Source organism: Psychrobacter aquimaris (genome assembly GCF_016107525.1).
Taxonomy (GTDB): domain Bacteria; phylum Pseudomonadota; class Gammaproteobacteria; order Pseudomonadales; family Moraxellaceae; genus Psychrobacter; species Psychrobacter aquimaris.
Genome location: NZ_JABASR010000014.1, coordinates 74,415 through 88,725, shown reverse-complemented (window position 1 = coordinate 88,725; position 14,311 = coordinate 74,415). Strand labels below are relative to the sequence as shown.

At 43.3% G+C, this 14,311-nt stretch carries 11 protein-coding genes; 2 read left to right on the top strand and 9 right to left on the bottom strand.

Translation table 11 applies throughout. The annotated features are described in order from the left end of the window. Window positions 1–258: 258 nt before the first annotated feature. The 4 genes from fusA to JFC10_RS12495 all read right to left on the bottom strand — a co-directional run bounded on the left by fusA (window position 259) and on the right by JFC10_RS12495 (window position 5,435). Complete coding sequence (fusA, locus tag JFC10_RS12510; protein ID WP_193011377.1) at window positions 259–2,385, bottom strand: elongation factor G; 2,127 nt, start codon at window positions 2,383–2,385, stop codon at window positions 259–261. Window positions 2,386–2,733: 348 nt separating this feature from the next. Continuing rightward, window positions 2,734–3,207, bottom strand: coding sequence for a 30S ribosomal protein S7 (gene rpsG / locus JFC10_RS12505; RefSeq protein WP_021814163.1), 474 nt, complete (start codon window positions 3,205–3,207; stop codon window positions 2,734–2,736). A 207-nt stretch (window positions 3,208–3,414) separates the two neighbouring features. Continuing rightward, window positions 3,415–3,789 carry a 30S ribosomal protein S12 gene (rpsL, locus tag JFC10_RS12500; protein WP_011281154.1) on the bottom strand — a complete coding sequence of 125 codons (375 nt, stop codon included), beginning with the start codon at window positions 3,787–3,789 and terminating at the stop codon, window positions 3,415–3,417. Between the two features lie 458 nt (window positions 3,790–4,247). After that, window positions 4,248–5,435 carry an EcsC family protein gene (locus JFC10_RS12495; protein ID WP_198333102.1) on the bottom strand — a complete coding sequence of 396 codons (1,188 nt, stop codon included), beginning with the start codon at window positions 5,433–5,435 and terminating at the stop codon, window positions 4,248–4,250. 522 nt (window positions 5,436–5,957) lie between these two features. Here JFC10_RS12495 and JFC10_RS12490 point away from each other — a divergent pair. Beyond that, window positions 5,958–7,193 carry a beta-ketoacyl-ACP synthase II gene (locus JFC10_RS12490; RefSeq protein WP_193011379.1) on the top strand — a complete coding sequence of 412 codons (1,236 nt, stop codon included), beginning with the start codon at window positions 5,958–5,960 and terminating at the stop codon, window positions 7,191–7,193. Between the two features lie 2 nt (window positions 7,194–7,195). Continuing rightward, complete coding sequence (locus tag JFC10_RS12485; protein ID WP_198333101.1) at window positions 7,196–8,902, top strand: anthranilate synthase component I family protein; 1,707 nt, start codon at window positions 7,196–7,198, stop codon at window positions 8,900–8,902. Window positions 8,903–9,026: 124 nt separating this feature from the next. On the opposite strand, the gene hisC is transcribed toward JFC10_RS12485, so the two are convergent. From hisC to JFC10_RS12460, 5 genes are all read right to left on the bottom strand, one after another. Then, window positions 9,027–10,160, bottom strand: coding sequence for a histidinol-phosphate transaminase (gene hisC / locus JFC10_RS12480; RefSeq protein ID WP_198333099.1), 1,134 nt, complete (start codon window positions 10,158–10,160; stop codon window positions 9,027–9,029). An 88-nt stretch (window positions 10,161–10,248) separates the two neighbouring features. Then, window positions 10,249–11,544, bottom strand: coding sequence for a histidinol dehydrogenase (gene hisD / locus JFC10_RS12475; RefSeq protein WP_198333097.1), 1,296 nt, complete (start codon window positions 11,542–11,544; stop codon window positions 10,249–10,251). Between the two features lie 276 nt (window positions 11,545–11,820). Continuing rightward, entirely contained in the window at window positions 11,821–12,516 is a 696-nt protein-coding gene (gene hisG, locus JFC10_RS12470; RefSeq protein WP_198333095.1) for an ATP phosphoribosyltransferase, read from the bottom strand. A gap of 91 nt (window positions 12,517–12,607) precedes the next feature. Beyond that, a complete protein-coding gene (gene murA, locus JFC10_RS12465) occupies window positions 12,608–13,876 on the bottom strand; it encodes a UDP-N-acetylglucosamine 1-carboxyvinyltransferase (protein ID WP_193011924.1) in 1,269 nt (422 codons plus the stop codon). 106 nt (window positions 13,877–13,982) lie between these two features. Continuing rightward, complete coding sequence (locus JFC10_RS12460) at window positions 13,983–14,228, bottom strand: BolA/IbaG family iron-sulfur metabolism protein (protein ID WP_025652491.1); 246 nt, start codon at window positions 14,226–14,228, stop codon at window positions 13,983–13,985. Window positions 14,229–14,311: the final 83 nt, after the last annotated feature.

The following is a 14,311-nucleotide window of genomic DNA, read 5'->3' as shown; positions in this document are numbered from 1 at the left end:
GTGGCTTTACGCGTTCAAACTTGGCCTTTGCCATGGGTATTTCCTCTTTTTTTGGGGTCAAATGCTCAGCTCGTATAAATACGATAACAAAGACGATCTTGACCACATTAAGATAATTGTTAAAAGGGTGCACATACTAATGTGCAGATATTATAAGAAAATCACCGCCAATAACAAGTCTTTTAACCAGTTATTGGCGTATTCTTCTATGACAACATAGAGATAATAGCTACATTGTCATATTTTATAGACGATTACTTACTCGTCATCATCTTTATTGTTGAATTTAGAGATGATGTCAGCAGCAACTGATTTTGGAATCTCAGCGTACTTTTGGAATTCCATTGAATAAGTAGCACGGCCTTGTGACATAGAGCGCATTTGCGTGGCATAACCAAACATTTCCGCTAATGGTACTTCAGCACGAATCTGTTTAGTACCGCCAGGTAAATCTTCCATACCCTGTACCAAACCACGACGACGGTTAAGATCGCCCATGATGTCGCCCATGTAGTCTTCAGGCGTTTCAACTTCAACTTTCATGATTGGCTCAAGTAGCGCTGGATCCGCTGCCATGAAGCCTTTTCTGAATGCCATAGAACCAGCCATCTTAAATGATAGCTCATCCGAGTCAACGTCATGGTAAGAACCGTCATACAATGTCGCTTTTACGCCAACCACTGGATAACCAGCAAGTACGCCATTTTTCATGCGTTCTTGGATACCTTTATCAACAGCACCATGGAATTCTTTCGGTACAGTACCACCAACAACTTCTTCAGCGAATTCATACTCAACGTCGCCCGCTGGATCAAGTGGCTCAAGACGTAACCAAACGTGACCGAATTTACCACGACCACCTGTTTGACGTACGAATTTGCCTTCTTGCTCAACCGTGTTACGGATCGTTTCACGATAAGCAACCTGCGGCGCACCGATGTTCGCTTCAACGTTAAACTCACGCTTCATACGATCAACAAGAATCTCTAGATGCAGCTCACCCATACCACTGATGATCGTCTGACCAGACTCTTCGTCAGTATGTACACGGAAAGATGGATCTTCTTTTGCCAAACGACCTAAAGCGATTGACATTCTTTCTTGGTCAGCTTTGGTCTTAGGTTCAACCGCTAGGCTGATAACTGGATCTGGGAATTCCATGCGCTCAAGCGTGATGACATTGCTTTCGTCACATAGTGTATCACCAGTCGTTACATCTTTCATGCCGACCAATGCAGCGATATCACCAGTACGGATTTCTTGCAACTCTTCTTGAGAGTTCGCCATCATCTGTACGATACGACCAACGCGCTCGCGCTTCATTTTAACTGGATTATAAACACTGCTGCCTTGCGTCAAAACACCTGAATAAACACGAACGAAGGTTAAGTTACCAACGAATTTGTCATTCATGATTTTGAATGCTAAAGCTGAGAATGGAGCTTCGTCTGACGCTTCACGAGTGCCTTCAGTTTCATCTTTGTCATCAAGGATACCTTTAATAGCAGGTACATCCATTGGTGCTGGAAGATACTGAATAACCGCATCCAACATCTTTTGTACACCTTTGTTTTTAAAGGCAGTACCACAAAGTAATGGAATGATTTGGTTATCAATAGTCAACTGACGAATAGCAGCGTTGATCTGCTCTACAGACAACTCGCCATTTTCTAGATACTCATTCATGAGTTCTTCTGAAGCTTCAGCCGCATTTTCTACGAGATGTTCGCGATACTCTTCTGCTTTTTCTTGTAACTCAGCTGGTATTTCACGTTCTTCAAACTGCATGCCTTGAGATGCTTCATCCCAATACAGAGCTTTCATCGTAACTAGATCAACAACGCCTTCGAAGTCATCTTCTTTACCAATTGGAATAACCAATGGCACAGGATTACCACCTAGACGAGTTTTGATCTGCTCGATAACGCGATAGAAATCAGCGCCAACGCGATCCATTTTGTTTACGAATGCAAGACGTGGAACTTTATATTTATTTGCCTGACGCCATACGGTCTCAGACTGTGGCTGAACGCCGCCTACTGCACAGTAAACCATGCAAGCGCCATCAAGTACACGCATAGAACGTTCAACTTCAATCGTGAAGTCAACGTGACCTGGGGTGTCAATGATGTTGATGCGATGTTCGTCAAACTGTTTTGCCATACCTGACCAAAAACAAGTTGTCGCCGCTGAGGTAATAGTAATACCGCGCTCTTGTTCTTGCTCCATCCAGTCCATGGTGGCTGCGCCATCATGTACTTCACCAAGTTTGTGACTAACACCGGTATAAAATAAAACACGCTCAGTAGTGGTTGTCTTACCAGCATCGATGTGTGCTGAGATACCAATATTGCGATAGCGTTTTAGGGGAGTTTTACGAGCCATAGTGTTTTCCTAGGAAAAGTCGTGTATATAATAATGTATTGTGTCTCTACCTCATACTCTATGACAAAGCGGTCAGCTTCGTAATATTACTTACTGATTATTGAGCCTAATACGGACAAAAAAAGAGCAAATACTAAGAATAGTGCGGCATCAAATTTGGGATGCTCTCTAGTGACAAGCATACTTAGTTAAGAGAGACATCTTGATAGATGTCCGCCATCTCATTGTGAATAGTGAAAAACTACTTACAACTAGATAGACGATGGCGGCAATCAATAGAATAAATAACAATGTAAGACTAGCTGACTTTAGCCAACTAATCTAAAGCTACTACTAATAGACAGTAGCTTAGAAGCGGTAATGAGAGAATGCTTTGTTAGCATCTGCCATGCGGTGAACTTCGTCACGCTTTTTCATAGCAGCGCCCTTGCCATCAGCAGCATCATTCAATTCGCCTGCTAAACGCAAAGCCATTGATTTTTCAGAACGCTTAGCAGCAGCTTCAGCTAACCAACGCATAGCCAAGGCAGTACGACGGGAGGGGCGTACTTCCATTGGTACTTGGTAGGTTGCACCACCAACACGGCGAGCTTTCACTTCTACCATTGGGCGTACATTTTCTAAAACTTCTTCGAAGAAAGATACTGGATCTTCGATCTTACGTTTTTCGCTTACTGTTTCAAGTGCACCGTAAACGATACGCTCAGCAGTAGATTTTTTACCATGACTCATTACATGGTTGATGAATTTTGCAACAGTTTGGCTACCAAACTTAGGATCCGGTAGGATCTCACGGGTAGCAACGACGCGACGTCTTGGCATAATAATAATCCTTTTCTTCAGGAGTGTCTGACATTCACAATCTCGCACCAATTAATATTGATGGCGTTATATCGAGTTGTCAGTCAGCCTTACTGCATGGCGGTGTGTGATAAAGGTTAATGACTCATTTGGTCAAAAATTACTCACATCAGACCCATGCACAGTTAATGTTTGATACAAAGAAACTTATTTAATAACGGTTAGTTATTAAACTTTAGGCTTCTTAGCACCATATTTAGAGCGACCTTGCTTACGGTCTTTAACGCCTGCGCAATCTAATGCACCACGAACGGTGTGATAACGTACACCTGGTAGATCTTTTACACGACCACCACGGATAAGAACAACACTGTGCTCTTGTAGGTTATGACCTTCGCCGCCGATGTAGCTTGATACTTCATAGCCTGAAGTCAAACGTACACGACATACTTTACGCATGGCTGAGTTAGGTTTTTTAGGGGTAGTAGTATATACGCGAGTACATACACCACGACGTTGTGGGCACGCTTCCAACGCAGGAACTTTTGACTTTTCCTTGATGGTTTTGCGACCTTTACGAATCAATTGGTTAGTTGTTGCCATGAGGCATCCTTCTCCCGTTTGGTATAAAACAAAAAAATAGGGAAACGCACCATCCATCTGACTTTAACGACAGATTTTGGCACACCCATTTTTAGGACAGTGTATTATAAAGAGTTGTTGCTGCTATTTCAACCACTTATGCGTGGTTGTGCTTTACAACATTTGATAGATATGCATTCACCCTACTACTATAACACTTTATCTATTTTCAGTTAAAAATCAGCTAAAAAGTAGGTTGTCATACAGTACATCGAAAGTAGCGTGACGAATGACTTATGATAGGATGTTTAATTATAAATAAATAGCAATTTATAAACACTAAATGGCGATACTATCTAGTTTTTCAAGAGACAGAAGACAATATCGCCAAAATTAGCAGTAGATATCCAGATCATGATCATTAATGACATAAGCTGGCTTAAGAAAGAAAACACTTAGAGGTGATTGTTTAGGTATTCTTATTTACTTTTCTTGTTAACCGTCTTGTTTGCTTTGCTGTCAGAGGATTTATTCTGACTGCTTTTCTTATCATTGTCGTCGTTTTGCTGCGCTTCTTTTACGACCTTTTTATCAGCTTCTTGATGACTGTCTTTTTCTTCGGCAGTATCTTTCTTGTTATCTGTATCCTTGCCTGACTCTTTCTCAGCATCTTTCTGCTTATCGTTGTCAGCGGTTTTGTTTACCTTAGCTTCACTACCGCTATCATCAGTGATTGCACGGTTGGCAAGCTTGGCTTCTGGTGCAAAAGTCGCTTGAGCCACGCCAATCACTTCATCAATGAGCTGGCTATTATAACGCATACCGATAATCACTGCAGTGGCTGGTAAGAAGCGGCGTATCCACGATAAGTTAATTTGATCCAAGTCGATACCGACCTGACTGGCAATACTGTCAACTTGCTCTGCGTAGAAATTTACGTTTTTATTTTTTAGACCTAGGTTTTTGAGCTCATTGTGTAGACCACTGCTTTGGGCATTATCCAGTAAGCCTTTACCGATACCAATACCTGCCAGTAATGCTTGTTTTTCTTGCATCTTGCTCAGATCAGCATTTGCTAGCAGCTCATAAGCCATCTTGACGCCTTGCTTACCTGTGAGGGGTTTATTGTAGACAGCACCCAACTGATAGACGGTACGTAATGACACCAATAACAGCCACAGTGTATCAGCCAGTAAACCAGGCAGCCCAGCCAAACCTGTTAAACCCCCTATTGTTGCCAATGCACGATTCTGATTGGCGATATCAGTGGCTAGTGCATAACGCTCTGCATCGTCTAAGTTTGCGATATTGGCGAAACGATGCTCATCAGGTAAATCAATCTGACTCCAATTAGAGGCAAGATTTGCCAATTGTGCAAAAGCACCATCGACCGTCGACTGAAAAAAACTATTCGGTACTACTTTTTTGGCATATTTACCGTAAGTGGCAAAACGTGGTCCTAATAATTGCTGAGTGGCTTTTAACGTTTGCTCACGGAACAAATCCTGCTGATAATCTTCATCGCCTAGGTTGACGGCTTTGTATTGACGCGGTTTGCCAGTCTTAGCATTCATGCTATCAATCATAGCGCCCATGCGCTCTAAGTTATTGCGAGTAAAAGAGCCAACGGTAGTGATACCTTTAGAGAGAGTGCTACGCTTCGCCATCGTGATGTCCTTAATGTGATGATTCATTTTGTTTTATTGTGAGCGGTTTATAATAATAGATGTGCCATTCTAGTCAATCACTATAATCGATGTCAGTGCGAACAATGTTATTGCAATCACAAATTTTGTATCCAAAAGTATCGCTTAATCTATGATTGGCACCATTATGCCAGCTGCCTTAAATCAAACTTTCTTTTTAGGTAGCTCTAGACAGCAAGTGCGATTTTGTCGTTATTTTGCACTTGTACAAAGATTTTGGGCGCTCGATACGTTATCATGTGCCATAACTCAAAGTACACTTGTACTTCTATTTATAGACAATCAGTTTATAGCTAATCAGTTACAAAGCATATCGTTTTACTATGATCGTCATAATGATTGTAAAATAAGGCTTTGACGCTCAAGACGCTCTTTGAAGAGAAATTATCCTTAAAGAGACTTAATATTAAATAATAGAAATAAATACCTAAAAACGATTACTAAAAGTAATTGTGAAAAATCGTTACTCATAAGGAATAGAATATGCGCCGCGTTGTTATCACTGGAGCAGGGATCGTCTCTTGTATCGGACATGATATGGCCACAGTTACTGCCGCTCTTAAGCAAGGGCAGTCTGGCATTACATTTAATGAGGCCTATGCTGAGCATGGGTTTAAATCACACGTTAGCGGTAGTATCGACCAGTCAACGCTTGATACCAGTGGTATCGATCGTAAATTGAAACGGTTTTTTAGTGATGCCAGTCTATACGCTTATGTCAGTGCTTTAAACGCCATTGAGCAGTCTGGTTTGTCGCTTGAAACTGTCAATAATAATCCACGCGTGGGCGTGGTCGCAAGCTCGGGCGGCGCATCGACAGAGAATATTGTCAATGCCATAGATGCCATGCGTGAAAAAGGTCTGCGCGGTGTCGGCGCGATGGCTGTGCCAAAAACGATGGGCAGCTCAGTATCAGCGGCACTGGCAACAGGTTTAAAAATCCAAGGCGTCTCCTACTCTTTAACCTCTGCTTGTGCCACCTCAACCCATTGTATCGGTCATGCGGCTGAACTTATTCAGTTAGGCAAAGCCGATGTGATACTCGCGGGTGGTAGCGAAGCGGAACATTGGACACAGTCTTGTATGTTTGATGCGATGGGTGCAGTCAGTACGCAGTATAATGAGACACCGCAGCGCGCCTCAAGAGCTTATGATAAAGACCGTGATGGCTTCGTAATTGCTGCTGGTGGTGCGATGGTAGTGGTTGAAAGTCTAGAGCATGCACAAGCACGTGGTGCCAACATATTAGCTGAAATCGTCGGTTATGGTGCCAGCTCTGATGGCGCTGAAATGGTTGCGCCAAGTGGTGAAGGTGCCGTCCGCTGTATGCAACAAGCACTAGCCGAAGCTGGTTTGCAAACTGTCGATTATATCAACAGCCACGGTACCAGCACGCCGTTAGGTGACATCACTGAGCTTAAAGCAATAGCCAAAGTATTTAATAACGATATCAGTAAAGTACCTGCGATCAGCTCTACCAAATCTATGACAGGTCATAGCCTTGGTGCCGTTGGTGCGCAAGAATTAATCTATTGCTTATTGATGCTACAAGAAGGCTTCATTGCGCCCAGTATCAATGTTGATAATTTAGACCCTGCGGCTGAAGGCTTTGATATTGTTACCGAAATGCGTGAAGCCAAGCTTGAGACGCTAATGAGCAACAGCTTTGGCTTTGGCGGTACTAATGCCACATTAATCATCAAAAAGTTTGACGCCTAACTATGCTCGCAGCACATCCTCTCAAAACTGAGCAGACAATTTCTGACCCATCGCCAGCTACTAAACCTAGCTGGCGTTTTGGTGACCTATCGGCTGCAGAATTACTGCCTGTGCTACAGCAGTATTTAATCGCACAAGATACTGAGGCAAACTGGCAATTGGTTTGGCTCAACAATGATGGTCGACCAGTGATTGGCTTATTGCCAAGAGTAAGCTGGTCTGTTTATGATTGCGCTGAAAAAACGTCAAATTCGAACGAACAAGCAGCCCTTTATCAAGTCACAAAGACCTGCCGTGACGCCGTTCACAATGATATCACTATCACTTATATGAGTTATAGCGACTGGCAAGATGAATTAATCAGTTATAGTCAAATGTATGACGGTGCTGCTAACAGTCGCCTTTTAGCTAAAAAAACTGATAAAGCGTCGAATTATCATCATGGCTTGATAGGTTTTATTGGTTATGATATTGCGGCTTATGAGCTAAGCCCAGCCGCCAAAATTGAACGGGCAGCACAGCCTTGTGCCGTATTAGGACATTATGATATTTATCTAACACCTGAAGAAAATCATGGCAATGCGGGTTGGAAATTAACGATAAATGCAACTGTTAACGACTCTGAAAACGACTTTGATGATCAGCAAAAAAACAAAATGATCACGGCACTTGTCTCTTATTTAGATATAGCAGAGAAAAAGCTGGCTGATGACTGTCTCAATAAATCGCAACTTACAACATCACCACTGCCTGCTCCTTTAGTATTAAAATCACGATGGCGCAAACAAGACTATCAACAAGCATTCAATCAAACCCAAAACTATCTACAGCAAGGCGACTGTTATCAAATCAACCTAACCCAAGAATGGCAAGGTTTTTTTGATCATAATCCCAGCGATAATGGCACTTTGCCGATGCTGATTGATTATTTACCTGCTTTGCATCGTAACACCCAAGCACCTTTTGCCGGATACTTAGCGGTTAATCACTTTAACCATGAAATCAAAGACAATACCTCCCAGCATCCGTTTGAATTACTAAGCTGCTCGCCTGAGTTGTTTTTTACATTTACCAAGGATATCGATACTGGCAAGCACCATATCATCACTAAGCCCATCAAAGGGACCATGCCACGCAGCACCAATATTCAACAAGACAATGCTTATAAACAGCAACTGACCAATAGTGAAAAAGATCGCGCCGAAAACGTGATGATTGTCGATTTATTGCGTAATGACTTGGGTAAATATGCCAAGATAGGCAGCGTAAAAGTGCCGAAGTTATTCGCGATTGAAAGCTTTAGTAATGTACATCATATGGTCAGCACCATTACCGCAGAATTACAGACGAACACTCACCCACTCGCCGTTTTGTTTGGTAGTTTGCCTGCTGGCTCGATTACTGGCACACCAAAAAAGCGGGCGGTTGAAATTATATCTGAGCTAGAAACTGCACCGCGCGGTGCTTATTGCGGCACATTAGGCTATATGAACTTTGATGGTACTGGTCAGTGGAATGTACTGATTCGTACGCTGCAAGCTAACACCATGCCAAATAATGAGTTGGATAAAAAAAGACATATCAGCTTATGGGCAGGTGGTGGCATCACTGTCGCCTCTGACTGTGATGCTGAATATCAAGAGTGTTTGGATAAAGTCGGTAACCTGTTAAGTGTTTTAACTCAAGACAATATCAACAAATACACTTAAGGTTTTTCTAAAAGTATGACCAAAGAAATCCATCAAAAAGCCTGCACAACATGAATGTTGGCAGGCTTTTTATCAATACAAGCATCGTAATTCAATTATCAAAATTTAAATCACGAACGAGATACTAATCAGCAATAATATCAGCCTCTTTCTGCAACGCTTGTAAAGCATCTATCAAACGGCTGTTTTGCTCTGCTGTACCGGTAGTGATACGCAAATACTCATTGATGCGTGGTTTGTCAAAATGACGGACGATGATGCCTTGCTCACGTAACGCATTCGCTACCGTATTGGCATTACCATCTTTCGGACGAGCAAAAACAAAGTTGGCATGCGATGGCAACACATCAAAACCTAACACTGTCAGCTCTGCTGTCAGAGAGTGGCGTAAATCGATGACTTGCTGGCAGGTCTGGGTAAAATACTGGACATCCAATACACTGGCAGTCGCACCTGCTTGAGCCAGCTTATCCAGTGGATAGCTATTAAAGCTGTTTTTCATACGTGTTAAGGCTTCAATCAATGAGGCATTGCCAAAAGCCATACCGACACGTAATCCAGCAAGCGAACGTGACTTTGAAAAGGTTTGTGTCACAAGAATGTTGTCAAACTCATTGATTAAACTCACTGCTGAAATTTCTACATCTGAACTGCCGTCAGCTGCCCGCGCAAAATCAATATAAGCTTCATCAATTACAATCACAGCATTGGAATGCTCACTAGCCAGCTTACGAATATCGGCAAGCGATAATAGCAGTCCAGTTGGGGCATTTGGATTGGCAATAATGATACCGCTACAAGGCTGGCGATAAGCATCAGGATCAATACTAAAATCTTCTTCCAAGGCAATTTGTATCAGCTCGATACCAAAGGTCTGCGCATATACGGGATAGAAACTATAGCTGATATCGGGTGCTAAAACAGGTCGCTCTTTTAAGAAAAAGCTGGCAAATACTAGTGCCAATACTTCATCAGAGCCATTGCCAACGAATACTTGGTTGATATCAATATCATAGAGTTGTGCCAATGCGGCACGCAAATCATCAGACTCAGGCGCTGGATATAAACGCAGATCATCCGCTTGCTGCTCTAGAACCTTTGCAATTGCCTCGCCTACTTTTGGTGACGGTGGGAATGGGTTTTCGTTGGTATTTAGTTTGCATAAATTTTCATGTTGAGGCTGCTCACCAGGAACGTAAGGTGACAAATTACGCGCTTTAGATGACCAAAGTCTGGTGTCTATCTTTAACTCACTCATAAGTTATCCTACTATTAGCCACATAAATTATTAAATATAAATCTCAAAAGTACAATTCAAAAGTAAATGCTAAATCACACCACATACATCACTGATAACGATAACGGGCTGAGCGTGCATGGGCTTCTAAGTCCTCACGTTGCGCTAAAATATCTGCGGTCTTTGCCAATGGTTTACTACCAGCTTCAGTACAATAAATAATAGAGGATTTCTTTTGGAAATCATAAACACCAAGCGGTGAAGAAAAACGCGCGGTGCCAGATGTTGGCAACACGTGATTGGGTCCTGCGCAGTAGTCACCAATCGCCTCAGGCGTGTGACGTCCCATGAAAATAGCACCTGCATGACGAATGTCATTGAGTAGCGCATCAGGATGATCAACAGACAACTCTAAATGTTCAGGAGCAACCCGATTAATCACGGCCATACCTTCCGCGCGGTCTTTGACTAAAATAAGTGCGCCACGGTTTTTTAGCGAATCACGAGCGATATCAGCTTTTGGCAATTCTGCTAGCGCTTTTTCAATTTCTGCCGCTACGTCTGCAAGCTGCTGTTTACTGGTCGTAACAAAGATGGCTTGGGCAATGCGATCATGCTCAGCCTGTGACAATAAATCCATCGCCAGCCAATCAGCACGGTCTTGCGCCTCGCCCTCTGCATAGACCAATACTTCAGAAGGGCCAGCAATCATATCAATCCCAACTTGACCAAATACTGCGCGCTTGGCGGCAGCGACATATTTATTGCCAGGGCCAGTGATTTTATCCACGGCTGGAATCGTTTCTGTACCGTATGCCAATGCAGCAACTGCTTGCGCACCACCAATGGTAAAGACACGGTCGACTTGGGCCAAATGTGCGGCGGCTAACACCAATGGATTGAGCACGCCTTTTGGCGCTGGCACCACCATGATGACTTCAGTAACGCCAGCCACTTTAGCAGGAATGGCATTCATCAATACAGAAGACGGATAAGAGGCCAGACCACCAGGTACATAGATGCCTACTCGATCAAGTGCCGTGACTTTTTGACCCAAGCGATTGCCAAGCTCGTCTTCATACTGCCAAGTTTCTTGCACTTGGCGCTCATGAAAAGTCTGCACACGCGTCGCTGCGGTGGTCAATGCTGCTTTCACTGTATCGTCAAGACTCGCAAACGCTTCAGCAAGCGCCTCTTTAGACAGCTCTAGCTCTTGCATCGTCGTTGCTGGATGCTGATCGAATTGCTGAGTTAACGCCAGTACGACCCGATCGCCATCATGACGAACTTGCGCGATGATGTCATCAACGGTCTTTAATAAATCGGCATCATTGACGGTTTCAAAGGCAAGTAACTCTGTCAATTGACTGTCAAAATCGGCATCTTGGGTACTTAGTTGGCGCATGACCTAATCCTATATCTAAGCTGAAAATTAACGATGTAAAAACAAGGCGTATTGAGTATTAATAATAACTGCAAGGGCTGATATACCAGATTTTTATGGTTAGCTGCTTCAGATTATACTAACCTCATACTTTCTGGCAAGCAAATATAACAAAACCAGTTTAGCACGCTATATCTATCTTATAGCGCTAAACTGGTTTAAAAATTTGCATGACAATACTTAAGACTACCAATGATTGACATCGTTCCATAAGGCATTGATTCATTAAGAATTAATTTATGAAGTGCTGGCAATACTGTTTTTGAAGCTATCTAAAATCGGCTCAAGTAATACAAATTTACGCTTGTAGCTGACTTGATTGACGATCAGGCGTGAGGACACATCACAAATATGATCGCGAGCTTCAAGACCATTTGCGCGTAACGTATTACCTGTATCAACCACATCGACAATTAAATCACCCAATCCGACCAACGGCGCAAGCTCCATAGAGCCATACAGTTTAATCACATCGACTTGCTGACCTTGGCTCGCAAAGTAAGCACGGGCGACATTGACGTATTTAGTCGCAATCCGTAGGCGACGATTGGGTAGCGGCGCATCTTTTACACCAGCGGTCATCAGCTTACACTGAGCAATTTTCAAATCAAGCAGCTCATAAACGTGATTGGCACCATGCTCAAGCAACACATCTTTACCCGCCACCCCAAAGTCAGCCGCGCCATGTTCAACGTAGGTTGGCACATCACTGGCACGCAAAATCAATACACGTACATTCGGGTTTGAGGTTGGAAAAATAAGTTTGCGTGAGGCTTCAGGATCTTCTAACAACTCAACACCAGCTGCGCGTAGCAGTGGCATAGTTTCTTCTAGAATACGGCCTTTTGATAAGGCCAGTGTTAAGCCTGAAAACTCATCATTTACTTCATTTAATAAACCATCATTTGGTAGGCTATTGCTTGCGTAAGTCATAATGACATCGTGTCCATGTGCAGTTAACACCCCCGCTGAAGGGGGCTTTTAGTGGTATGTGGCTAAACTTTCCGTATTAGGCCAATCGGTATTAATCGTTAGTATTGATACGTTCGATATTGACCCCAAGCGCACGCAGCTTTTCTTCGACATGCTCATAGCCACGATCGATATGATAAATACGGTCGATCAAGCTTTCACCCTCAGCAGTTGCCGCTGCCATCACCAATGACATAGACGCACGTAAATCAGTCGCCATCACAGGGGCTGCAGTGAAGTTTTCGACCCCTTTTACCACAGCTGTATGACCATCTACTTGGATAGAGGCGCCTAGACGATTAAGCTCAGGGACATGCATATAGCGGTTTTCAAAGATATTTTCGATAAAAGTACTCGTGCCATTCGCTAAACATGCAATCGCCATAACTTGCGCTTGCATATCAGTTGGAAACCCAGGGTGTGGCTGGGTACGAATATCAACGGGTAACGGACGACCTTTCATTTGGGCTCGAATCCAATCATCACCAGTGGTAATCACCGCACCCATATCTTCAAATTTTTCTAACACGGGGGTTAGTAATAGCGCCGACGTGTTTTTGGTCAACACATCGCCACGCGTCATGAGTGCGCCAGCAAGGTAAGAGCCAGTTTCGATACGATCCGGTACCACTGAATATTCACAACCGTGTAAGCGCTCAACGCCTTCGATGGTCATGATAGAGGTACCAATACCGCTGATTTTAGCGCCCATTGCGACCAACATATTGGCCAAATCAACGACTTCTGGCTCAAGTGCACAGTTGCCTAAGACAGTCGTACCTTTGGCAAGTGCGGCTGCCATAATGACGTTTTCAGTACCGCCAACGGTAATCATATCAAAAGAGTAGTTACAGCCAATCAGCTTGCCGCCTTTTGGTGCTTGTGCTTTTACATAGCCATTTTCGACGCTAATCTTAGCACCCATCGCCTCAAAGGCTTTTAGGTGTTGGTCGACAGGACGTGAACCAATGGCACAGCCGCCTGGCAATGACACTTCCGCCTCACCAAAACGTGCCAGCAATGGCCCAAGTACTAAAATCGAAGCACGCATGGTCTTTACTAAATCATACGGTGCATAGAAATTGTCGATACTTTTGGTATCGCACGTGACAGTATCGTCCTGCTTTTGGATTTTAATACCCATACCACCGATCAATTCAATCAACGTGCGCACATCTTGTAACGATGGCACATTGTGCAATGTCGTTGGGGTTTCTGCCAATATCATAGCTGCAAGTAAAGGCAAAGCAGCATTTTTGGCGCCTGAAATAGTGACTTCCCCTGCGATACGACTACTACCAGTGATTAAAAATTGATCCATAGAAGTGACAACCTAGCGATGAGTATTAAAAATAGTGAAAATCAGACCAATCAAACCACGCCAATGTAATGGCCAGTCTAACAAGCCCAATCATATGTATAACGGTCTAGCCTTTTGACTGAACGTCCCATTCAGCAGGCGTCAATGCTTGAATATTGAGCGCATGAATATCGCCACTGGCAATCTTATCATTGACTAACGCATAGATCGCTTGCTGACGTTGCACGGCACGCTTACCTTCAAAACTGGCATCAACCACGCGTACATCAAACTTATTACCTTGATTGGCAGCTTGAATAAAAGCGTCTGGGAAGTGAGTCTGTAAAAATGCAATCAAATCGTCAGCGTTCATGCTCATAGAATATTCTGCCTTAAAGTGTCAGATAGGGTATAGATTTAAAGTGACGACATTATAACAAGAGTTTAAGCATCTTA

What these genes read in the sequence shown, in the direction of transcription:
- fusA (WP_193011377.1), bottom strand. Translation starts at nt 2,385, where the DNA reads ATGGCTCGTAAAACTCCCCTAAAACGCTATCGCAATATTGGTATCTCA.
- rpsG (WP_021814163.1), bottom strand. Translation starts at nt 3,207, where the DNA reads ATGCCAAGACGTCGCGTCGTTGCTACCCGTGAGATCCTACCGGATCCT.
- rpsL (WP_011281154.1), bottom strand. Translation starts at nt 3,789, where the DNA reads ATGGCAACAACTAACCAATTGATTCGTAAAGGTCGCAAAACCATCAAG.
- JFC10_RS12495 (WP_198333102.1), bottom strand. Translation starts at nt 5,435, where the DNA reads ATGGCGAAGCGTAGCACTCTCTCTAAAGGTATCACTACCGTTGGCTCT.
- JFC10_RS12490 (WP_193011379.1), top strand. Translation starts at nt 5,958, where the DNA reads ATGCGCCGCGTTGTTATCACTGGAGCAGGGATCGTCTCTTGTATCGGA.
- JFC10_RS12485 (WP_198333101.1), top strand. Translation starts at nt 7,196, where the DNA reads ATGCTCGCAGCACATCCTCTCAAAACTGAGCAGACAATTTCTGACCCA.
- hisC (WP_198333099.1), bottom strand. Translation starts at nt 10,160, where the DNA reads ATGAGTGAGTTAAAGATAGACACCAGACTTTGGTCATCTAAAGCGCGT.
- hisD (WP_198333097.1), bottom strand. Translation starts at nt 11,544, where the DNA reads ATGCGCCAACTAAGTACCCAAGATGCCGATTTTGACAGTCAATTGACA.
- hisG (WP_198333095.1), bottom strand. Translation starts at nt 12,516, where the DNA reads ATGACTTACGCAAGCAATAGCCTACCAAATGATGGTTTATTAAATGAA.
- murA (WP_193011924.1), bottom strand. Translation starts at nt 13,876, where the DNA reads ATGGATCAATTTTTAATCACTGGTAGTAGTCGTATCGCAGGGGAAGTC.
- JFC10_RS12460 (WP_025652491.1), bottom strand. Translation starts at nt 14,228, where the DNA reads ATGAACGCTGACGATTTGATTGCATTTTTACAGACTCACTTCCCAGAC.